General features: G+C 61.3%; 17 protein-coding genes. 11 read left to right on the forward strand and 6 right to left on the reverse strand.

Annotated elements, in window-relative coordinates:
• Positions 1-3 precede the first annotated feature (3 nt).
• From ACIQTW_RS11960 to ACIQTW_RS11970, 3 genes are read left to right on the forward strand one after another with little or no spacing between them, the layout of a single operon-like run.
• On the forward strand, positions 4-1005 hold the full coding sequence (locus ACIQTW_RS11960) for an ABC transporter permease (protein WP_402937048.1): 1002 nt from the start codon (positions 4-6) through the stop codon (positions 1003-1005).
• Positions 1005-2858: a dipeptide/oligopeptide/nickel ABC transporter permease/ATP-binding protein gene (locus tag ACIQTW_RS11965; protein WP_402937050.1), complete on the forward strand. Its 1854-nt coding sequence runs from the start codon at positions 1005-1007 to the stop codon at positions 2856-2858. The genes ACIQTW_RS11960 and ACIQTW_RS11965 overlap by 1 nt, the downstream gene beginning before the upstream one ends.
• Entirely contained in the window at positions 2855-3643 is a 789-nt protein-coding gene (locus ACIQTW_RS11970; protein WP_402937051.1) for an ABC transporter ATP-binding protein, read from the forward strand. Before ACIQTW_RS11965 ends, ACIQTW_RS11970 begins: the two co-directional genes overlap by 4 nt.
• Before the next feature lie 7 nt (positions 3644-3650).
• Here ACIQTW_RS11970 and ACIQTW_RS11975 read toward each other — a convergent pair whose 3' ends face one another.
• Both ACIQTW_RS11975 and ACIQTW_RS11980 read right to left on the reverse strand, forming a co-directional pair.
• Entirely contained in the window at positions 3651-5225 is a 1575-nt protein-coding gene (locus ACIQTW_RS11975; protein ID WP_402937053.1) for a serine hydrolase domain-containing protein, read from the reverse strand.
• Positions 5226-5342: 117 nt separating this feature from the next.
• Positions 5343-5588 carry a hypothetical protein gene (locus ACIQTW_RS11980; RefSeq protein ID WP_402937055.1) on the reverse strand — a complete coding sequence of 82 codons (246 nt, stop codon included), beginning with the start codon at positions 5586-5588 and terminating at the stop codon, positions 5343-5345.
• Between the two features lie 185 nt (positions 5589-5773).
• On the opposite strand from ACIQTW_RS11980, the gene ACIQTW_RS11985 reads away from it, so the two are divergent.
• Genes ACIQTW_RS11985 through ACIQTW_RS11995 form a run of 3 tightly spaced genes read left to right on the forward strand, consistent with a single transcriptional unit; the run spans position 5774 to position 8387 of the window.
• A complete protein-coding gene (locus tag ACIQTW_RS11985) occupies positions 5774-6973 on the forward strand; it encodes a pyridoxal phosphate-dependent aminotransferase (protein ID WP_402937057.1) in 1200 nt (399 codons plus the stop codon).
• Positions 6970-7929, forward strand: a complete 960-nt coding sequence (locus ACIQTW_RS11990) for a 2-hydroxyacid dehydrogenase (protein ID WP_402937059.1) — start codon at positions 6970-6972, stop codon at positions 7927-7929. The genes ACIQTW_RS11985 and ACIQTW_RS11990 overlap by 4 nt, the downstream gene beginning before the upstream one ends.
• Positions 7930-7982: 53 nt before the next feature.
• A complete protein-coding gene (locus tag ACIQTW_RS11995; protein ID WP_402937061.1) occupies positions 7983-8387 on the forward strand; it encodes a heme-binding protein in 405 nt (134 codons plus the stop codon).
• A 52-nt stretch (positions 8388-8439) separates the two neighbouring features.
• Here the strand turns inward: ACIQTW_RS11995 and ACIQTW_RS12000 are convergent, their stop codons facing one another.
• Positions 8440-9480: an AAA family ATPase gene (locus ACIQTW_RS12000; protein ID WP_402937063.1), complete on the reverse strand. Its 1041-nt coding sequence runs from the start codon at positions 9478-9480 to the stop codon at positions 8440-8442.
• A gap of 113 nt (positions 9481-9593) precedes the next feature.
• Here ACIQTW_RS12000 and ACIQTW_RS12005 point away from each other — a divergent pair, with 113 nt between their 5' ends.
• From ACIQTW_RS12005 to ACIQTW_RS12015, 3 genes are read left to right on the forward strand one after another with little or no spacing between them, the layout of a single operon-like run.
• Positions 9594-10286 (forward strand): histidine phosphatase family protein, encoded by a 693-nt coding sequence (locus ACIQTW_RS12005; protein WP_402937065.1) that lies wholly within the window; start codon positions 9594-9596, stop codon positions 10284-10286.
• 24 nt (positions 10287-10310) lie between these two features.
• Positions 10311-10859: a DUF3090 domain-containing protein gene (locus tag ACIQTW_RS12010; RefSeq protein ID WP_402937067.1), complete on the forward strand. Its 549-nt coding sequence runs from the start codon at positions 10311-10313 to the stop codon at positions 10857-10859.
• On the forward strand, positions 10859-11626 hold the full coding sequence (locus tag ACIQTW_RS12015) for an SCO1664 family protein (RefSeq protein ID WP_402937069.1): 768 nt from the start codon (positions 10859-10861) through the stop codon (positions 11624-11626). Before ACIQTW_RS12010 ends, ACIQTW_RS12015 begins: the two co-directional genes overlap by 1 nt.
• Here the strand turns inward: ACIQTW_RS12015 and ACIQTW_RS12020 are convergent.
• The 3 genes from ACIQTW_RS12020 to ACIQTW_RS12030 are packed head-to-tail and all read right to left on the reverse strand — an operon-like array spanning position 11623 to position 18235.
• Complete coding sequence (locus ACIQTW_RS12020; protein WP_402937070.1) at positions 11623-13176, reverse strand: family 43 glycosylhydrolase; 1554 nt, start codon at positions 13174-13176, stop codon at positions 11623-11625. The two genes, ACIQTW_RS12015 and ACIQTW_RS12020, sit on opposite strands and share 4 nt — an antisense overlap.
• 26 nt (positions 13177-13202) lie before the next feature.
• On the reverse strand, positions 13203-16370 hold the full coding sequence (locus tag ACIQTW_RS12025) for a glycosyl hydrolase (RefSeq protein ID WP_402937558.1): 3168 nt from the start codon (positions 16368-16370) through the stop codon (positions 13203-13205).
• Between the two features lie 5 nt (positions 16371-16375).
• Positions 16376-18235 carry a glycoside hydrolase family 3 protein gene (locus tag ACIQTW_RS12030; RefSeq protein ID WP_402937072.1) on the reverse strand — a complete coding sequence of 620 codons (1860 nt, stop codon included), beginning with the start codon at positions 18233-18235 and terminating at the stop codon, positions 16376-16378.
• Between the two features lie 200 nt (positions 18236-18435).
• On the opposite strand from ACIQTW_RS12030, the gene ACIQTW_RS12035 reads away from it, so the two are divergent.
• Both ACIQTW_RS12035 and ACIQTW_RS12040 read left to right on the forward strand, forming a co-directional pair.
• Positions 18436-19704: an ROK family transcriptional regulator gene (locus ACIQTW_RS12035; protein ID WP_402937074.1), complete on the forward strand. Its 1269-nt coding sequence runs from the start codon at positions 18436-18438 to the stop codon at positions 19702-19704.
• Between the two features lie 315 nt (positions 19705-20019).
• Positions 20020-21537, forward strand: a complete 1518-nt coding sequence (locus tag ACIQTW_RS12040; protein WP_402937076.1) for an ABC transporter substrate-binding protein — start codon at positions 20020-20022, stop codon at positions 21535-21537.
• The last annotated feature ends 76 nt before the right edge of the window (positions 21538-21613 follow it).

Below are 21613 nucleotides of genomic sequence, written 5' to 3' on the forward strand. Positions count from 1 at the left end.
CCCATGGTCGACACTTCCATCCACCCACCCTTGAATGTTATGCACACAGGCGTCGTCCGCCGCGGATGGTTTCGCTTCGCCATTCGGCGAGGCACCCAATTCCTGATCTCCATTGCAATCTTGGTTACGGTCGCCTTCCTCATGCTCCACCTGATTCCGGGTGATCCTGCACGACAATCCCTCAGTCCAACGGCCAGTCCCGAGCAGGTAGCCGAACGGACCAGGGAATTGGGGCTGGACCAGCCACTTGCCGGACAGTACCTCTCCTTCTGGCAGGGACTTCTGATTGGCGATCCCGGGAATTCGATCAGCCTACGGATGCCCGTTGAGGACGTAATTGCCAGCCGACTTCCTGCAACCGTGGAATTGGCTGTCTTGACGGTACTGGTAGTTCTTACCCTGGCCATTCCCATAGGACTGTCAGCTGCTGCGCTCACCAAAGGGGGGCGGCGACGGGGACTGGAGCTGACATTCAACAGCACCAGCGGACTCATCGCCTCCGCACCGGAATTTCTGATCGGGGTGGGGCTGGTCTACGCCTTCGCCGTGAGCGTCCCGTGGATGCCGGTCGCGGGGCGCAGTGGTCCGGCGAGTTATGTCCTCCCGGTAGCTGCACTTTCCATTGGCGCAGTGGCTGCCCTCTCACGAATTGTCCGGGCGGAAGCCTTGGATGTCCTCAGCTCTGACTATATGCGCACCGCGACGGGTAAACGGATGCCGTTGCTGCGTAAGTACCTGCGGCATGCACTGCCAAACCTGATGACGTCCACCATGACAAATGCGGGGTTGTTCCTGGGCTCCCTCATAGCCGGGACAGTTCTGGTGGAGAGCATCTTTGCCTGGCCCGGTCTGGGCATGACGTTGGTGCAATCCATACGTGCCAAGGATTTCCCCTTGGCCCAGGCCCTCGTAGTGGTGTACGGGGCAATTGTTCTGATCATTAACCTGACGGTAGACGTCCTACTGGCGATATTGGACCCCCGTTCGACAATTAAGGATTCCTGATGGCCGTATCCAGATTGAACGGACGCTGGAGTTCGGCGTTGCTGACGCCAACCGGGCTCGTCGCGTTGGCCGGTTTGGCAGTAATGCTGTTCCTGGTGATATTTGCACCAGTCATCTGGGGGGACATCAGTACCACCACAGACCCCACGGCTCTCTCCCGTAAACCCGATCCGTCGCATCCTTTCGGTACGGACGCCGGCGGCAGGGATGTTTTTGCACGCACCATGGTCGCCGCACGGCTCAGTGTCCTGATGGCTTTGGCGGCCAGCGCGATGGGAGTACTGGGTGGCGCCTTGCTGGGCGCGTTGCCCAGCGTACTGCCGCCTTCCTGGGGACGGATGATATTGGCCGGCGTGAACTTTGCCCTCGCGTTCCCGGGGCTCCTCATCACGGTGGTGCTCTCGGTGATCTTCGGCCAAGGCATCGCGGGGGCGGTGTTCGCTATTGGTTTGGCAATTCTTCCCGCATATGCACGGCTGACCAGCACGCTCGCAGCCTCAGTGGCGGGCCGTGACTTCGTCGCGGCGGCACGCGTTCTGGGCGTGTCCCGTACGAGACTGCTTCTGCGCCATGTCATGCCCAACATCGCAGCGCCCTTGATCGTGAACGCCTCCGTGACTGCGGGAGGTGCTCTTACAGCTTTTGCGGGGCTGTCCTACCTGGGGCTCGGAGTCCAGCAACCCGACTTCGACTGGGGCAGGATGTTGAACGAGGGACTGCTGAAGATCTTCGTTAACCCCGCGACCGCGCTGGCGCCGGGGGTCGCGGTCGTGGTCTCAGGCATCATCTTCACGCTGGTAGGTGAAACAATCGCCCGCGCCACGGGGGTCACCACGTCCCTCAGCGACAGGCTTCCCCGCCTCCGCCCCCGTGATCTTGGTCCGGAGGTTCCCGGCAATGACAACGGCGCCGTGCTCCAGGTCCGTGATCTGCGCATCGCCGCTCCAAGCCGGAGCAGATGGCTTGAGCTTGTTCGGGGTGTCAGCTTCGACGTCGAACGTGGTGAGCTGGTAGGGCTGGTGGGCGAGTCCGGGTCAGGCAAGTCACTTACGTGCATGGCGGTGGCACAGCTCGCTGAGCACCCATTGCATATCAGCGCGCAGACTATCCGTTTCGATGGACGGGAGATATACCGCGGCTCAGCTCCGACCAGACCCGGACGCGCGGTGTCGAGACTGTTGGGAACGCGCCTGGCCATGGTGTTCCAGGATCCGATGTCTTCACTCAATCCCTCGATGAGGGTAGGTGGGCAAGTTGCGGAACCTGGCTTCCTTCATGGCGGGCATGGTCGTCGGGCGGCCTGGGCAAAAGGGATTCAGCGGCTCTCGGAGGTAAAAATTGCTGATCCGGAGCGCAGGGCCAGGCAGTACCCTCACGAACTTTCGGGAGGAATGCGTCAACGGGCCATGATAGCCATGGGGCTCATGGGTAAACCGGCGTTGATCATTGCCGACGAACCTACAACGGCACTGGATGTTACCGTGCAGCGCGAAGTTCTTTCGGTGCTGCACGATGTCCATCAGGAAACCGGCGCCGCGGTACTGATGATTTCCCACGATATTGCAGTCATAACCGGGTTCTGCACCAGGGTAATGATCATGTACCGAGGACAGATCGTGGAAAATATCAGCACCGAAGATTTGGTTGCCGGTAAGGCCCGCCATCCCTATACGCAGGCACTCCTGGCTGCGGTTCCCACCTTGGAAACTGACCGCACCGTGCCAATGCCCACCATTGTTGAAGGTGCGGACTTCGATGCTGACCTCCGCTTCGATGTCGCCAACCGACCAGCGGACGGGCTTCCCCCCTCAAAGGGTAAAGATTCAACCGAGCGTGAAGGAGCAAACGCATGACCGAACTGGTTTTTGATCGAGTACGGGTTAGTTTTGGACACGGTCCGCGCACCTTCACCGCCCTTCACGATGTATCGCTTCGTGTTCCGGCCGGGGGCAGCGTCGGACTGGTCGGTGAATCAGGGTCGGGCAAGTCCACCCTGGCACGGGCTGCCGTGGGTTTATGTGAACCCACACGCGGATCCATCACCTTGGACGGCACTGAACTGGTCCATGCACGGGGCGCCGCCCTGTCCTCTCGTCGACGGGTGCAAATGGTGTTTCAGGACCCTTCGTCATGTCTGGATCCCCGGATGACCATTGGCGCGTCCCTAATAGAGGCCCTGCGCACTGCCGAACGCCGGGATCGGCGGCGTAGCACTTCATTGGGCCGGTCCATCGAGGTAAGTAATCTCCTCGAATCTGTGCAACTGCCAGCGGCCAAGGCGTCAGCCTTTCCATCGGCATTGTCGGGCGGACAGCGCCAACGTGTAGCACTCGCCCGTGCCCTCGCCGCCGATCCGGCTTTTATCCTCGCGGACGAGATCACGTCAGCCTTGGACGTATCTGTCCAGGGATCAGTCATGAACCTTTTGAAGGAACTGCAGGCTGAGCGGGGGTTTGGGTTACTGTTCATCAGCCACAATTTGGCCGCCGTCCACTATCTCTGCGACAACGTGGCGGTGCTTAGGGGTGGACGATTGGTGGAAGCAGGACCCACAACCGAGGTTCTGCACGCGCCGCAAGCGGACTACACACGGAAACTGCTGGCTGCCGTCCCTAAGATCGGTGAATCCTTGTACTGAAACTCAGTTATTCCGACGCTGGCCTTTCCGGCAGGGGCCACAGCGTTTCGGGCCGTTCTTGCTCGCGGATGAACGGCAGACGGTAGACCCCCTCGGCACTTACCAGTAACCGATCATCACTTAAACGCAGCGTCAGGAGATCTCCGGCAGTGAATGCCCCATCCGGGGCTGGTTGCAGGCGTGCAATTGTTTGAAGACCGAGCTCCAATTCTCCGTCCTCCGTGATAGTCGCCAACGCACCCAGCTCCGGATTGCGGTATGCAGCCGCCGGCATGGTTGCCCCGATGGACGGCGGCTCACACCGGCGAAAATAGGAGTCGTCGCCAGGACGAAAGGTTGAGGAAACCTGGAGGAGCGCTCCCTTGACCTGCAGGCGGAAATCAGCCGAATCATCCAGGCCTTGCCAGACGCCTCCCGTAGTCGCGACGAACTCTCCGTTCAGGAACCCACCTGAAAGAGCGACGCGCCCGTCCTCGATTGGCTCCACGTGAAGGGTCACGTCCGTCGCAGGGTCCACCCAATAACCCGACAAGGCGTACGTCATTCCAGGATCAACTACAACGGTCTGCGGCGCCCCCGGACAGGTCAGGCCGGTCGCCAACTGCAGGGCCTCCACGGCTATTTGTCTGGGCTTGACTGAGGAATTGTTCGACAGAACCGCGACCCCGATCCCGGTCTCCGGCAGAAAAATAAGCTGGGACCGGTAGCCTGGGACCTCGCCTGAATGTGCCAATGCCCGTTGGCCACAGATGCTCATGTGCGCCAAGCCCAACGCGTAGAGCCGTGGGGTCTCACCCTTGCCGCTTGTAGATCGCACTAGTGCATTCTTCAGCTCTGCACCCAGAACGCGGCCGTCCTGCAGGAATCCGAACCAGGGGCCAAGATCAGCGATGCTGGTGACAAGGCCACCATCTCCTACGGCACATTCTTCCGTGTCAGCCCGGGAAACTCCCTTGCCATCAACTAGATATCCGTTGGCGAACAGGGGCAGCGGGATCATCGTGTCTTCCCGGTACAAGGTATTTCGCATGCCCAGTGGGCAAAAGATTCGCCTTGCCGCAAACTCGCCTAATGTCATTCCTGCGAGGCGTTCAATAAGCGACGCTACAAGAACGTACCCGGTATTGGAGTAAGAAAAACGGCTGTCTGGCTCAAAGTTGAGGGCAGTCAACCCTGCCACGAACGCGAGGACCTGCTCCTGGCTGATCCGGGTCAACGGGAGCCCAGCCATCTGGGCCACAGAGAGCCAGTCCGGCAAACCTGCCGTGTGGCGCAGACACTGTTCAACAGTTACAGGTGTCGGCAGCTGAAGCTCAGGGAGGTGAGACCGCAGGTCATCCTCCATGGACAACCTTCCGTCCGCGCACAAGAGCAAAGCAGCCGTCGCAGTGAACTGCTTGCTTACGGACGCGGTGTCAAAGCGTGTATGTAGATCCACGGGGACACTGAACTCTACGTTTGCCAACCCGGCGGCCGCGTGGTGGATCAGGGCGCCATCCCTGTAGATCCCCACTGCGGCACCCGGGGCATCATGGTGGACTTTGGATTGAACGAGCTCGTTCAGAAGGTCTGAGATATCCATGTCCATCACCATCTCAAAATGCCCGGGGACCCTGTTGGGCGGGATGGCCAGTATCCAAAGGCCCTTAGTGTCCAATGCTACAAAGGCAGCTTCTCCAACCGGCAGCTCCTGCCAGCTTCAGGAGAGTGTCTGCAATATCTCCAAGCTGACCCAGACTTCGTAGCCCGCCGCAGCTTCGATAAGCACGCGACCCTCCGCACCATCTGCCGCGAGCCATAGGGCAGAATCATCAGGCATCGCAATGTCAACGAAGCCCCTCCGGATATGCCTTCCCCTTGCGCGCACCTCAACCTCAGCTCCCCGCAAACGGCTCCACCGCTCGTAGAGGTACAAGTCGTCGTCGGAGATGGTTGTTGTGTTCACGCCACAAAATCTACGGCGCACCAGCCAATGATTCATTGTGCAACCGCCACGAGTTCATAGACAGGATTGGAACTTCCAACCAAGGCCCGTCACACACTTGTGCTTAAGGCCACATGACGCTTTGATATATTAGTCATGTATTAGATGTCTACGAATGACTCTTAACTCAACGAGGAGTACAAAGCATGCAGCAACTCGCGCATCGACTCGAACGGCTCGGCACCGAAACCGCCTTTAGCGTCGCCCAAGCAGCGGCGGCCTGGAAGGCGAAGGGGAATCTGGTTTACCCCTTCCACCTCGGTGACATCAACATCCCCACCGCCCCGCACATCGTCGAAGCCATGACCAAGGCAATCGCCGACGGCTACACAGGCTACTGCCCCGGCCCCGGCATCCCCCAGCTGCGCGAAGCCCTCGCGGAGGACATCGGCTCACGCCGCGGCATCAGCCTGTCCCCCGACAATGTCGTGGTCATGACGGGCGGCAAGCCGGTCATCACGAAGTTCCTGCAGGCGGTGATGAACCCCGGTCAGGAAGTGCTGTACCCGAATCCCGGCTTCCCGATCTATGAATCGCAGATCGAATACCTCGGAGGCACGGCGGTGCCGTACCGCTACCTCCCAACGAGCCAGGGCTTCTCAATAGACCTTGATCAGGTGCGCGCATCGATCACGCCGAACACTGTTGCCATCATCTACAACGACCTGCAGAACCCCATCTCCGCGGAATCCACTGCAGCTGAGCGCGAGGCCATCGCTCGGATCGCCCAGGAGCACAATCTCTGGGTGCTTTCCGACGAGGCCTACTTCGAGACCCGCTACGAAGGAGTCTCCAGTTCCATCACGTCGCTTCCAGGCATGGCAGAACGAACCGTCATCCTCTACACCTTCAGCAAGAAGTTCGCGATGACGGGCTCACGCCTCGGCTGTGCTGTAGCTCCCCTTGAGATCGCAAAAGTTCTCAGCACTCTCAACACCAACGACGAGTCATGCACCACGCATTACGTGCAGTGGGCAGGCGTCGAAGCACTCCGCGGTACCCAGGAACCGGTCCAACAGATGCTCGACATCCTGCGTGAACGGCGGGATGCTGCCTGCGAACTCGTGAACTCCGTCCCCGGGATGCACGTCGCAGTGCCCCAATCGACGTTCTACCTGTTCCCCGACGTCACTGACGTCATGGAGAAAATGGGTTACACCGCAGTAGGTGACTTCGCCAGCGACGCCCTGTACAAGACCGGCGTCTCCTTCTGCACTCGCGAGCACTTCGGCCGGCGCCTACCCGGTGAGGAAAGGCAGTACATCCGGCTCGCCTACTCAGGCATCGACGTCGCCAACATCCGTGAGGGCCTCGGCCGCCTCCGCGACTGGATCGTGACCGCATGAGCCGCGTCGTCGTCACGGGACGCATCCCCGACGCTGCAATTGAAAAGCTCCGCGCCGAACACGACGTCGAGGCCTGGGATGGTCCCGAGACCATTACCCGCGAGGAACTTCTGCGCCGGGTAGCCGGCGCCGATGCCATAGTGTCCCTGCTCACCGAGCGCGTTGATGCAGAACTGCTCGACGCCGCCGGACCGCAGCTCAAGGTCGTCGCGAATGTCGCCGTCGGATATGACAACATCGACGTTCCCGCCTGCAGCGAACGGGGCGTCGTGGCCACCAACACGCCAGGCGTGCTCACCGACGCCACGGCCGACATCGCGTTCGGCCTCATCCTCATGGCCACCCGTCGGCTCGGCGAAGGTGAACGGCTCATCCGCTCCGGCCAGGCGTGGAAGTGGGGCATGTTCTTCCTGCTCGGCAGCAGCCTGCAGGGCAAGACGCTCGGCGTCGTAGGCATGGGCGGAATCGGCCAGGCAACCGCACGGCGGGCCAAAGCGTTCGGCATGGATGTCGTCTACCAGTCCCGCAGCGAGATCGATCCCGTGATCGCAGCGGAACTGGACGCCCGACGGGTGGATCTCGACGAACTGCTGGCCACCTCCGACGTCGTCTCACTGCACTGCCCCTACGGCCCTGCAACCCATCACCTGATCGGGGCCGAACAACTCGCTGCGATGAAGAGCTCCGCGTTCCTCGTCAACACCGCGCGCGGACCGATCGTGGACGAAGACGCGCTGGCAACAGCCCTCCGCGAAGGTGCAATCGCGGGAGCCGGACTTGACGTCTACGAGCAAGAACCACGCGTCCATCCCGGTCTGCTGGAACTGGACAACGTCGCCCTCCTGCCGCACCTCGGCTCAGCCACAGTGGAAACGCGTACAGCCATGGCCATGCTCGCCGCCGATAACGCACTGGCAGTGTTGAGCGGTGAACGACCTCCGGCACCGATCGCGTAGCGGGATCTGACAGAAAGAAAGCATACGAAGTAATTTCTCAAGGGAGAGAAACTATGGCTGACATTACCCAAGCCCAGACAGAATCCGTTCTCGCGGCAGCCGCCAAGGCTGCACTGGAACAAGGAACGGCAATGAATATCGCTGTCGTGGATGCAGGCGCCAACCTCAAAGGCTTTGTCCGGATGGACGGTGCATGGTTGGGAAGCATCGACATAGCAATACGGAAGGCACGCACCGCCCGATACTTCGATATGCCAACAGGTTCGATCGGCGAACTCTCCCAGCCCGGGGGTTCCCTCTTCAACATCGAAGTATCCAACGGAGGACTCATTACGTTCCCCGGCGGCGTTCCCCTGTACAGCCAGGACGGCCATGTTATTGGCGCTGTGGGCGTCAGCGGAAGCACGGTAGAAAATGACCATGCCGTTGCCTCTGCGGGGGCCGCGGTCGAGTTTTAACACCAGGGGGCGTCCGGGTTTCACGGGCGCCCCTGTCACCCCTTAGATCGGATCAGGCCAGCCAGCGCCACCAGCGGGATCGTTCAGGTTCGGCCGTAAGTTCCAGTTCCGGCTCCGGTTCCTCGCCCAAGGCCAGCGCTGCCTCAACGACGTCGTCCGCGGTGAGGGTCATGACGGCATCACGATCGAGCGCATCGAGACTGTGTTCCTCGTCGCGTGACAGCCGCAGCGCCTGCCGGTTGAGCGCCTGCTCGAACAGCGTGCGGGCGAACCGGGCGTTGCCCGAGTCCTCGCCGGCGTGGAGCCCGGTGAGGATGCGACGCAACATCTGGTCCGCACCGGGCTCCAAGGTGTACTCGTGCTGGGCCAGCATTTGGTGGAAAATCGTCTGGAGTTCGTCCACGGAGTAGTCGGGGAACGTAATCTCCCGGGCAAACCGGGATCGCAATCCGGGGTTGGACAGCAAAAAGGATTCCATCAGCCGCGGGTACCCGGCCACAATCACCACTAAGCGGTGGCGATGATCCTCCATCCGCTTAAGCAGGACCTCGATCGCCTCCGGGCCGAAATCCATCCGGCCATCCTCCGGTGCCAGCGCATAGGCCTCGTCGATGAACAGGACGCCGTCCAGCGCACGCCGGATCACCCGGTCCGTCTTAATGGCGGTCGCCCCCACATACTGCCCCACCAAGCCCGAACGGTCGACCTCCACCAAATGGCCCTTCTGCAGTAGGCCCACCGCGCGGTACATCTCGGCCAGAAGCCTCGCCACGGTTGTCTTGCCTGTGCCCGGGTTTCCGAGGAACACCAGATGCTGTGACGTGGCCACCTCCGGCAGGCCGTGAGCTTTCCGTCGGGCCTGGACCTGGAGCAAGGCAACAAGTGCCCGCACCTGTTCCTTCACCGTCTCCAGCCCGACGAGCGCATCGAGCTCGGCCTGCACTTCAGATAACGGTCTGGCCGGCCCGGGCCTGGCACCGATGAAATCACCCATCAGGTCGTCGACTCGTTCTGAACCTGACAGCTTGAGCTGATTGGCCAGATGGCCTACGGTTTCGCGCAGGTCATCAAGCGGGTTGCGGCTTGCAGCCATACAACCACTGTAGTCCCCGATTTCCGACCACGTACAACGAGTACGAGGTGCCAGTTCGACGCCCGGCGCGGAACCGTTCACACCGCCGTCGTACGGGTGGTTAGGCTGGGTGGATGGCCACAGTTATTCTCGTGCGGCACGGCCGCACCACAGCAAATGCCACTGGACTGCTGGCCGGTCGGGCCGACGGTGTCAGCCTCGACCAGATCGGGCGGGAACAGGCCGCTCTGATGGCAGACCGGCTCGCAGCCGTGCCGTTAGTCGGGGTGGTGTCGAGCCCTCTTGAGCGTTGCCGGCAGACAACCCAGTTCATCCTTGATCGTCAGGCTGGCGCGCCGTACGCTCCCATCGATATGGATCTCACCGAATGCGACTACGGCCTGTGGCAGGGCCGTACGCTCACTGATCTTACCTCCGAGGACTTGTGGCCGGCAGTGCAATCGCAACCGTCCGCCGTCGTGTTTCCCGGCGGTGAATCCATGGCAGCGATGCAGGCCAGGTCCGTGGCAGCGATCCGACGCCACGATGCAGCTTTCGAAGCCGAGCATGGGCCCGGGGCGGTGTGGGCGGCCGTCAGCCACGGTGACATCATCAAAGCCATCCTCGCCGACGCGCTGGGCATGCACCTTGACCTGTTCCAGCGTATTAACGTGGGCCCTGCATCCCTGTCGATCGTGCGCTACGGCCCCAGCCGGCCGAGCGTTTACGCTACCAACACCGATGCGGGTGACCTGTCATGGCTGTCGAACGGCATCCAATCGGGCGATGCGCCGGTCGGCGGCGGTGCAGGGCAGACCGCGCCATGAACCATATGTGCCTAAAATACTGACATGCCTACACGTGTTCACGAGTTTGCCTGGCCTGATCGGGTGGTAGTTGGCACCATTGGCCTCCCGGGGGCACGAACGTTCTACCTGCAGGTGCGCGCAGGTAAGCAGATCGTGAGTATTGCCTTGGAGAAGCAGCAGTCGGCCCTGCTCGCGGAGAAGATCGACGATATTCTCGACCAACTGATCACCGCCGAGGGCAACCCCTTCAGCGTTCCCACAGGTACTCCCATAGAGCTTGTCGACAACGACCCGCTGGAAGCCGTTCAGGAGCAATTTCGCGCCGGCGCCATGAGCTTAGGTTGGGACCCAACCACCGCCCAGGTGGTGGTTGAGGCGTACCCCATCAATGATGTCGATGAGGATGACGACGACGAATCGGCTGACGGAGACGACGCCAGCGAGATGCTGCTGGTGCGAATGCCGGTGGGCACCGCGCGTGCATTCGCCAAGCGAACCCGTGAGATCGTGGGAGCCGGGCGTCCGACGTGTTCGAACTGCGGTTATCCCATAGACGCCGACGGGCACATCTGCACCCTTCCTGAGGTCTGATGCCGACGCCGGACCTGGTGACCGCCGATCTGACCCTCACCGGGCGCATCACCACGGCCTCCAACGCTACATTCCTGGGCAGCATCGGCGACGTCGAAGTCGTCTATAAGCCGATAGCCGGCGAAAGTCCGCTGTGGGACTTTCCGCACGGCACCCTTGCCCACCGTGAGGTGGCCGCTTACTTGGTGTCGCAGGTCTCCGGCTGGGACATCGTTCCACGCACGTGGCTGCGCGATGGCCCTTTCGGCACCGGAATGGTGCAGCTGTGGCAAGAGCAAGACCCGTCCCAACGCGCCGTGAACCTGTTTGCAACAGACAAGGTGCCCGACGCAGGCTGGAAACACGTTCTCGAAGGTCAAGACGAGAACGGACGGACGGTCGCGCTGGTTCACGAAGACACACCAGCACTCCGACGCATGGCGGTGTTCGACATGATCGTAAACAACGCCGACCGTAAAGGCGACCACATCCTCGCCATGACTGACGGACACCGCCACGGCGTGGACCATGGGCTCACCTTTCACCACGACCACAAGCTGCGTACGGTGCTGTGGGGATGGCTGGGAGACCCCCTTACCGCTGAGGAACGCGACGGCATCGATCGCGTCGCCGACGGACTGCGCGGTGGGCTCGGCCGGGACTTGGCCGACTTACTCAGCGCCGAAGAAATCGCATCGCTTGCCACGCGCTGTGCCCGCTTGCTCTCGGCAGGGCGGTTCCCCGCTCCGAGCGGCGGGATGCCAGCGGTGCCTTGGCCGCTGTTTTAGGGGAAATAGGCTAACGCACGGTACGTGAAGTTCCTGAACCGTACTTCCCCCGCCCCGGATGCGAACAGTGCCGGGCGCAGGCTGAGGAGTTCGTCGGCGGTATTGGTGTTGTACCCCTCCACGTTGAACCGCAGTCCGTGCCTGGTCCAGTCGGTTCCGTTCAGGCTGTAGTACTGGGTGACTATGTGGTTGTCGTTGACAATTCGCAGGTGCAACGTTCTGGCCGCAGGCGCAGGCTCACGCCAATATGGAATGGCCCTGCCTGCACGGTAGCTGGTCATGCTGCTGCCGTCGTGACCCATGCCGCAGAACAGCCGATCGCTGTAATACAGCAGCATGCCACCTTGGGCACCGTCACTGACGTCCATCTCAACCGTGATCTCATAGCGCCGATCGCCAACGATGCACGTTAAAGCCGAGCTGTCAGAGGGTCCTGATCCGCGGGCTTGCAGGACCAAACCATCGTCCAAGGATGCCCGAAGATACTCATCCTTGGACGGGGCGTGAAACGACCACTGGGCTCCAAAGCGCCCGGCGGAAAAATCATCGGAAAGCGGCGAGCCATGGCTCTTATCGGCGCCCTGTGACACGGCGGGCAAGGGTGCGGCCAATGGCAATGACAGGTCTCCCCCGCCTGCCCTTGGCCATCCCTCCTTGTCCCATGTGATGGGTTCCAAGAGTGTCTGCCGGCCGAGGGTGGCAAACCCTTTTTCGTAGCCGTGATAGATGCTCCACCATTGGCCGTTGGGGCCCTCGAACAGGGTGGCATGTCCCTTGCTCCACCACGGTTCATCCGCATCCCATGTCCTGATGATCGGATTGCGGGGGCAGTCCTCCCACGGGCCGTCAATGGAGCGGGAGCGGGCGACGGCGACCATATGCCCGGTGGGCGGACCGGAGGTGCCGCCCACCGCCGTCGTGAGGTAGAACCATTCGCCTCGGCGGGTCAGTTTGGGCCCCTCCAGCGCGTAGGCTTCAACCACCCAGTCGTCGGGGTAGCGCCAGCCATCGTAGACGTGCTCCACGGGCCCGTTGATAGCCAGTCCGTCGTCGGTGAGCCGGACACGGCTGACTCCGCTGAGGAACAGGTAGCGGTTGCCGTCCTCCCCCACCACGTGCCCCGGATCGATGTGCCCTTCGATGCCCAGGTTGATCGGTTCGCTCCAAGGTCCCGCCATGTTCTCGGCATGAATGACATAGGTCAGCACAGGCGCAGTTGGGTCCGGGGAGATGGCGGTGGGAATGATCGGTATGTAGATGAAGTACCGGCCGTCCACTTTGCACATGTCTACAGCGAACACACAGCCGATGGGCGTGGAAAGGGCCGGTCCCAGCGGTTGCCAGTTCAGTAGGTCTCGTGAGTGCCAGATGATCAGTCCGGGTGTGGACTCAAACGAGGAGAAGGTCACGTAGTAGTCATCGCCGTCGCGCAGGATGGCCGGGTCCGGGTGGTCCCCTGCGAACGCCGGGTTCAGGTACGTTCCATCGCCGAGGTCGGCCCGGCGCTGGCCCTCCAGGCTCACAGCGTGCTGCGTTGTTTGGTATGTCATACGTCCAGTCTTTTCACTAGTGGAGATTACGGGCGGTGGTTGTAGACCAAGTTCAGTGGCCCCAGTAGACCTGCCGTCAGGATTTCGGCTTCATCGTTGAACACTGTCGTCATAGGTGGGTATAGCGTCCCGGTGTTGCTGCGGGCTTCTGCAATCAGCCGGTTGCGCCACGGATTAGTGACATTGATTTCGATCCGGTTTGTTCCGGGCCTCAGCGCGTTGGTGGACACTCTGTACGGAGCAGTCCAGAGAATTCCTGACTCTTCTCCGTTGATTTCGAGGCGCGCTACATCAGCAATATCGGAGAACTGGACAGCGTGCGGGAGTTCGGGGCCATCGAGCTGGAACTCCACCAGATACGTAGCCGTTCCGGAGAAGTGCTCGGCCCCGAGTCCAGGGTCGGTCCAATAACTGGCCTGGGCCAGCGGCACCGGATTGGAGCCGGGGATGGTGAGCGTCCACTCACCAGAGGCCTCTGTAATCCATTCGTTTTCGGGATGTGGATCCGCTTCGCCTCTGAGAATGAAGAGCGAACCATAAGGGGGTAGGCGCACATCGAAGCCGTCTCCATCCCCGGATCGGATGAGGGCATCTTGTCTGAGTGTCACCGGGTCCCACGCAACGAATGTGCCACCCGTATCCTGCAGCCTCAGGGTGGTGTGCAGCTCTTCGTTGACAGGGTTGGCGATGAAAATCAGTGGCTGATCGCCGTCCACCCATCGAGCGATCCGCCGTACCCGGGGGTCTTCTACGATCACACGAGGAAGGAAATGCTCCCGAAGCACGGAAGCCAGATCTGCAGTGGCGAAAACCTTGCCACTGTTCGGGCTGTCCCAAATGAGGTGACACAAACGCTTGTACTCGGTGTCCTCGTCAGCCAGTGAGCGCTTGGCCGTTGGACGTTCGCCCACCACCGTTGCACCCTGTTTCACCAATCGCAGGATCGCTTGGAGGGCGCCTGTACTCATCCTGTTGCTGGCACCGCCGAGGTAAAGAAGTCTGTAGCGGGAGGCGCCCGCCTGCAGTTCGCCCGCCTTAACATTCAATACGTTGCTCAGTGCGTCCGGGCCGATGTAGTCGTAGTCGTAGTCAACTGGAACGTCGTCATTGAATGCGTTACCGAAAAGCGCCGTAACGGGGGCTTCCTCGCCGATGAAGTAGGCGATATCCACCGCTGGCCGACCAAGAGAAAGAAGATGCGAGCACCGGGCCAAATAGTCCACCCAAGGCTTGGCAGCGGACGCCCAGGTTTCGTTGCGGGTAAAGGATTGGCCGAGCGAGGGCGCCAGGGCGATTCCCGGTGGTGATACCTGGGTGGGCTGGTGCGGGGAAGTATGGATGCAGAAACGGTTCACACCGAGGGCCAGTTGGAGGTCAGCCACATGCTTCAAGGACTTCGGCGAATCACTCCAAGGGTTTCGTCCTGAGGTAAAGGCTTCAGAGCCGGTGTGGCTACGTTCGTAGACATGTGCCACCGATGATGCGCCTTTGAGGTCGGCAACATAGGTGGGCGCGGGGCCGGCTTCAGAACTGAAGGTCCACATGGCCCCCATGGGGACATCTGCGTGGGAGCGCATGGCCAGATCGTCGCCGAGCTGCGGCCTGCGGTCTTCCAGCGCTTCCGCGTAGTAGATCGCGCCACGCTGATGTGCTTCCTCGGACAAAGTTCCGTAGTACGACTCAGAGAAGACTTCAGCGATCGTCCGCCGGAAATCGGCGAGGAAGAGGTCGCTGGAGTAGGCGTCCTCCACCAGGAACCCGGCCGTGGTGAGCATCCAGGGGATCACGTCGTAGCCACGAAGCCGGAGGAAGCCGGCGTCGAGGTGATCCGTGATGTTCTGGAGTCCGGCCTCTATGCTGTCGCTGAGCAGCCCGTCAATCGGTGTGTCCTCGAACTGCGCCAGATGGGTTTTAATGTAACGCCGAACTCGCTCACTATCGAGTTTGTCCACTTCGAGTCCCGTGGCTTCCGCGAGCGCCGGGCCATTGGTCTGGCCCGTGAGCGAGGAGCCGAAGCGAACGACTCTCCACTTGCCCTCGGGAAGCGGGCTGGTGAGCCGGCCCTGTGAAAGCTGACTGCTGACGTCAAGGATGCTGGCGAGCGGCACTGCAGCGAATGCTGCACGGGGGTCTGTATCAAGGGCGTCGTAGTCCAGTGCGGTGGAGCAACCACTCTTCGCCTCCCGGTGGGAAGGCATGCTGGCTTCGTAGAGGGCGAATCTTTTGACGGTGAACTCGCTGAGTGGCCGAAATACCGGTGGGGGCACCACCCCTTTCTCGAACGCTGCCAGAACGGTCGATATCCCCTCGGCTTCGAGCCGCAACCGGAAGTGCGTCGCGCTGACCGGCGGGAAGGACATGCTCCGTGAGGGGCATTGTGTCGCGGGCAGCGTGCAGACGGTGACGTAACCGCCGTCGTCGTCCTGGACCTCAAGGCTGGCCGTTGCGGGCGGCGCCGCACCGAAACCGTGAGGGCCGGGGAGCTCGATGACGCACGAACGCACGGTCACAGGAGTGACAAAGGACTGTTCAATCCAGGCCATGGAGGGGTTGTTTGGGTCACGGGTCAAGCGGAAACCGTCGACGGCGGTGGCACGGTTGGCGGTGACCGCTTCAGTAGGCGAGTCGGACGTGCGGACGAATGTGGGCTCCAAAGCATCGTGGGCGCTGTTGAACGGGATGGCCAACGCGAAGAGGTCTTTAGCATCGCCCGAGCCTTCATGCGGTTCGACTCCCCACTTGGGGATGTCCTGATACGGCCCTGCGATGTCCGGGAGCTTGTTAAGCTGGGTTAATTGGCCGCCATGGACGACAGTCTGCGACCACACCAGCTTGCGCATGGCGTCAGCCTTTTCAACCCAGGGGGCTCCGGAGGCGCTCCACCCCGCAGAAGTGGCAACAGTGAAGTCCAAGCCGAGGTCGTGCGCTGTCGCCACCGCAACGGCAACAGCTTCGCGCCACTGCTCACTGCCGGGAATCACAGCCTCCTCCACCACCAGCGGATTACCCAGCGCCCCGTCGAAGGCCTGTACCCCTCGGACGCCCACCGAATGGAGCCAACGAAGGTCGGCGCGAATGCCTTCGAGATCCACGTTGCCGTCCATCCAGTGCCACCACACACGCGGCCGCGCCGAATCCGGGGGATCAACGAACTCACTCCAGAGAACCTCGCTCGATTGGTGTTCGCCGTTCATCCGGTTCACGTGAGCATCCCGGACTCGCTCCGGGAAGTTGATGACAGGCTGAGGCCGGCACCATAGGGGTAGAGCGGATCTTCAGTGTCGTTGGGGACATCAGGATGTGAGGCTTCGACGGCAGCCATGGAGCGAGGCAGTTCGATCGGCAATCTGCCCTTCGGAGGAATCGTTGCAGTCAGGGCATCCAGCAGTGCAGCTTCGGATGCTCCAAAGTTGGCGGTGATGGCAGTTGCAACGGTGTCGAAGGGGGTCAGAATTGCTGCCCGTTCGAGGTAGACGTCCAAGATCACAGGGAGTTCCGCTGCAATCGCTCGTACCCGCGCGATCTCTTCGTCAGGGAAGTCGAGGCTGCCCTGATGCGTCATGGCGTCCAGGAAGTACTCGTTGCGGGGTTCGAAGGGCGCAGCCAGCCGCACCAGCGCCACATCAGCCTCCGCCATCTCCGAAACGAGGAGCACGCGATCGTCAACAGAGGCCGGGTCCACACCTTCTACATATATGCGGGTACCGGGCGCCAGGGGCAGCAGCCCTTCGTTCTTGAGGATGGTGATGGATTCTGCCTGGGCGCGGTGTCCGGCCGCGCGGGACTGCTCAGATCCCACCACCTCCATGACGGCATCCGCGTCAACGTAAGGGTTGTCGAAGAGCCCCAGCTCGAATTTAACCCGGAGGATTCTCAGCGCCGATGCATCCACTCTCTCCGGGGACAACCTGCCGCTGGCCAGCAGCTCAAGTACCAACTCCGTGCAGGATTCGCCACCAAGCTGGTCCACGCCGGCGTCGAAAAGTTTCTGCACCCGGTCCAGAGGGCTGAGGTGCTCAACACCCCACGCCTTGGCGGGAAAGGGCAGACCAAAGACCTCAAGGTCAGTGACAAGCTGCCAGTCGCTCAGGACAACACCCTCGAAGCCGAGCTGTTCTCGAAGAAGTGACGTGATCAGGTACTTGTTGTACGAGAAGCCCACCTCCTCGACTTCCACGCCATCTATGACAAGGTCTTTCGCCAATGAGTAGTAGGGCATGATCGCGCTCGTGCCGGCGGCGATCGCAGTACGGAACGGTGCCAGGTGCTCTTCGAAGTTGCCCCCTGGGTAAACCTGAGCTTTGCCTTGCGGGAAGTGGGGATCCTCCCCGTCTTCTTGCGCCCCGCCTCCCGGGAAGTGCTTAGCCGTACAGGCAACGCTCGAGGATGACAGCTTCCCGCCCTGGAGACCTGCTATGAGCAGCGCACCGTACTCCGAGGCCACCGCGGAGTTTGAACTGAAGCTCTGAAGTTGGCGTGCCCAGCGCGGTTCAGATGCCAGGTCAATCTGTGGGTGGAGAGCGGCACGAAGCCCTATGGCCACATACTCCTGCCTGGCCGTCTCCGCGAAGTCGCTTATGACATCAGAATCGCCGAGTGCGGCAAAGCCCATAGGTTCGGGCCACTGCGAAAACGAGCCCGCGGCAAAGGCCATACCGTCATTTTGTGCAAAGCCATGGCGGGGATCGGTGGCAAAAGTAATGGGGATCCCGTGTGGTGTGAGCTCTGCGAGCTCCTGCATGGCATTCTGCCAACGCGCCATGTGCTGGGCGGAAGGGAATTGGCCAACGTTGAAATGGTTTATGGACCTGCCCACCACAAAGTCACGCGGAGACTCCGGCCCGAAAGGACTCGATGCGTCGTGATCCGCGACCTCACCGACGACCATCACCGTGTTGAAGAGGAGCCCGACTTTTTCTTCGACCGATAGGCGGGTCAGGAGATCCTTGGCGCGCGTGGCTGCATCCAGCCGGGGATCTTCATACGGATCCAGCACTCCGTTTCCGTTCAAGTCCCGGTACTGGACGCCGTGGTCTGTGGTCCTGACAGATCGCCGCATGCGGCCTCCTTATGTGATGGGTTTCATATAGTTTATCCGCTTACCGGAAAAAGTTATACACTTAGTCATGTTCAGCGCAAGCTAAAGTTGCGGATGGTGACCCAAAAAGCACCCTGACCGCCCGGCCATTTACGACAAGGGTGGTCGGGCTGTCGCCGCGGGTTGCGTCAAGGTGCTGAAGGCGCTTGGAGGGAAAATCAATGGCCATAGAGCGGTACACCGGACTGGCATCAGTGCTGGAGACAATCCGTTGGCAGGACGGCATTACGCAGGCAAGCCTGACCGATCAGGTTGGGCTCGGGCGCAGTGTTGTTGCCGAGCGAGTTGCAGAACTCGAACAGATCGGGCTTATCCACTCCCCCGGCCGCGCTCCCTCCACGGGCGGGCGGACCGCCAAGCTGTTGTCCCTCAACGCCCAGGCCGGGTACGTCATAGGAGTGGACATCGCCTCCAACGAAATGGTGATCAGCGCTTCCGATCTTGCCGGCGCCCTGCTGGGCATCCGCCACCGGGAGCTATGCGAGATCAGCGAAGGGCCCGCGCGGATCCTGAGCCAGGTCAATGCGATCATCGACGACGTCATCAGGGAGCAAAGCGGCAACAACCTGCTGGGGATCGGCGTGGGACTCTCCGGTCCGGTCAATTTCGATACCGGCACTCCCGTTGGCGTACCGGTCATGCCGGGCTGGGAGGACTACCCCGTACGGGAAGAGTTCGCGGCGCGCTGGCCGGTTCCGGCATGGGTGGACAATCGAGTCAATCTTCTGGCGCTAGCTGAAATAGAGAGCAATCCGCGGGCTGCCAAGGCAAAGCACCTGCTCTATTTCGGGGCCGGCGCCGGAGTTGGAGCTGCCCTCATCACCGACGGCAGGCTCTACCGGGGCTCCCATGGCCTGGCAGGCTCAATAGGCCATGTGGCCGTTCCCGAGGCCGGAGTGGTCGCCTGCAGGTGCGGACGCACGGGCTGCCTTGAAGCAGTCACCAGTGGATGGGCGATTGAGCGGGATGGCCTAATGCTGGCCGAAACGGGACGCAGCCCCTACCTCGCGCAAGTCCTTAAGGACACTGGACGCGTTCGCGCCTATGACGTGACCCTGGCCGCTGAGCACGAAGATGCCTCCGCGAGGGAGCTACTCAACCGAACAGCGGCACTTCTTGGAAGCAGCCTGGCAACCCTGGTCAGTTTCTTCGCTCCTCACATGCTGGTGGTTGGCGGTGGCATTGCCCGGGCCAAGGACATAGTGCTCAAGCCCATACAGCAAGCCGTCCTTGAACGGCTGCCCTCCACGGGCGCTCCGGACCTGCTCGTGGAGTTATCTGCCATTGACGAGCAGGTAGGCGGCGTCGTAGGGGCTGCCCAGCTTGTTCTTGGCGAGCTCTTCTCCAAAGACAACCTGCCCGGGCTCCTGGAGCGGCTGACGCAACCCCTGAGTCAAATGGGTGAAAGCATCGAAGGACTTTCCGCCTAATATTCCGAAGACCGGAAGAAGTTGTTGACTTCTTCCGGTCGCCGGATTATCGTTGTAACAGGCGCCACAAAGCGCTCAACCAGCAACATAAACCTCGACGGCGAGGGAGACCACATGGAGCACACCCTCTGCATCCGTTGGCCCTGCGCCCGTAACGCATACAAGGAATCTGCGGGATTCCCTGTGAAGCAAGGCGCCTTTCCACGGCATTTCAGCCACCACTCACCGCAATACCTATCGATCTCCGTAGCGTTGTCGCCGGAGAACAGTCGGATCACTCGAAGCTGAGCTTTCGACGCCTTGTCTAGGAGAAACATGCGCAAATTAGTCGGCATTGCCGCCGTCACAGCCGTCATGGCGCTTACTGCCTGCACCGGCTCTTCCGCTGGTGGTTCCACCGCCCCCACTGAGTTGGACATTGCAGCCATTGCGCCGCCCGAGTCCTTCTCGCCGGGCAACTTCGGCACCGGCCCCACCACCCAGTTCCTTCAGCCCGTCTACGACTCCCTCTTCCGGAACACCAATGAAGGAGAACCGGCCGAGAACATCGTGACCAAGTGGTCTTACGATGACGCCCGGACCAGGCTCTCCCTCACTATCAGGGAAGGCGTCAAATTCACCGACGGTACGCCGCTGGATGCCGCCGCGGTGAAGGCCAATCTTGATTCCGCCCGCAAGGGCACCGGTGAAGCCGGTGGGCAACTGCGCTTCATCCAGGAGGTCACCGTCACCGACGCCACCAACCTCACGGTCACGCTCTCCGCTCCTGACCCATCGCTCGTGCCGAACCTGGGCGGAACCGCCGGTGTCCTTGCCAGCCCCAAAGCCTTGGGAACCCCGGAGCTGGACACCACCCCCGTAGGTTCCGGCCCATATATCCTGGACGCAGCAAAGTCCCAGACCGGCATCAAGTACATCTACACGCGAAACGCTGACTACTGGAACGCCAAAGACTTCCAGTTCGACACCATCGAAGTCACGGTCTTCAACGACAACAATGCAATCCTCAACGCACTGCGGGCTGGCGAAGCCGACTTCGCAGTGGTAACCGACAAAGATGCAAACAGCCTTAAATCCGCAGGCCTGAACATCCAAACCAGCCCTGCTTACACCACCAGCGGCTTGTACTTGTTCGACCGCAAGGGTTCCCTGGTTCCTGCGCTCGCCGAGGCCAAGGTCCGCCAGGCAATCAACATGGCCTTGGACCGCGACGCCATCCAGGCGCAGGTCTTCGGCGGTAAAGGTAAGGCCACCAGCCAAGTCTTCAGTTCCACAAGTGACGCCTTCATTCCTGAGCTGGACAAGAAGTACCCCTTCGATGTGGACGCCGCCAAGAAGCTTCTCGCCGACGCCGGTTACGCAAACGGCTTCACCTTGCCCATGCCGGATGTATCACCCGTCTATCCGGACCAGCAAGCGGCTGTAACTGAAGCGTTGACGGCTATCGGCATCACGCCGCAGTACCAGCCAGTGAACGGCCAGACCTTCATCTCGGATCTATTGGCAGGAAAGTATCCCGCAGCGATTTTCGGGCTCAACAGCCCGCGTCCGTGGGATTTCGCCCAGATCGCGCTCACTCCCGAATCTCTCTGGAACCCGTTCCGCGTCTCGGATCCCACCGTGGTTGATCTGATCAACAAAGCCCAAGGCGAAACCGGTGAGGCCCAGACCGAAACGTTCCGTCAACTGAACACTTACCTGGTGGACCAGGCCTGGTTTGCGCCCTACATCCAGTCTGACAACGTCTTTGCCAGCACCGCCGAAATCACGGTTACACCGCAGCGCTATTCCACCCTGCCGCCGCTTTGGGGCCTGACTCCCTCGAAAAAGTAGCAGGTGGGCGGCCGGCCCCATCCAGGGCCGGCCTCCCCTACCCATCCCTCATCTTCCCGAAGCCCAAGGAGCTGCC

Source organism: Paenarthrobacter sp. NPDC090517, from assembly GCF_044769165.1.
GTDB lineage: Bacteria > Actinomycetota > Actinomycetes > Actinomycetales > Micrococcaceae > Arthrobacter.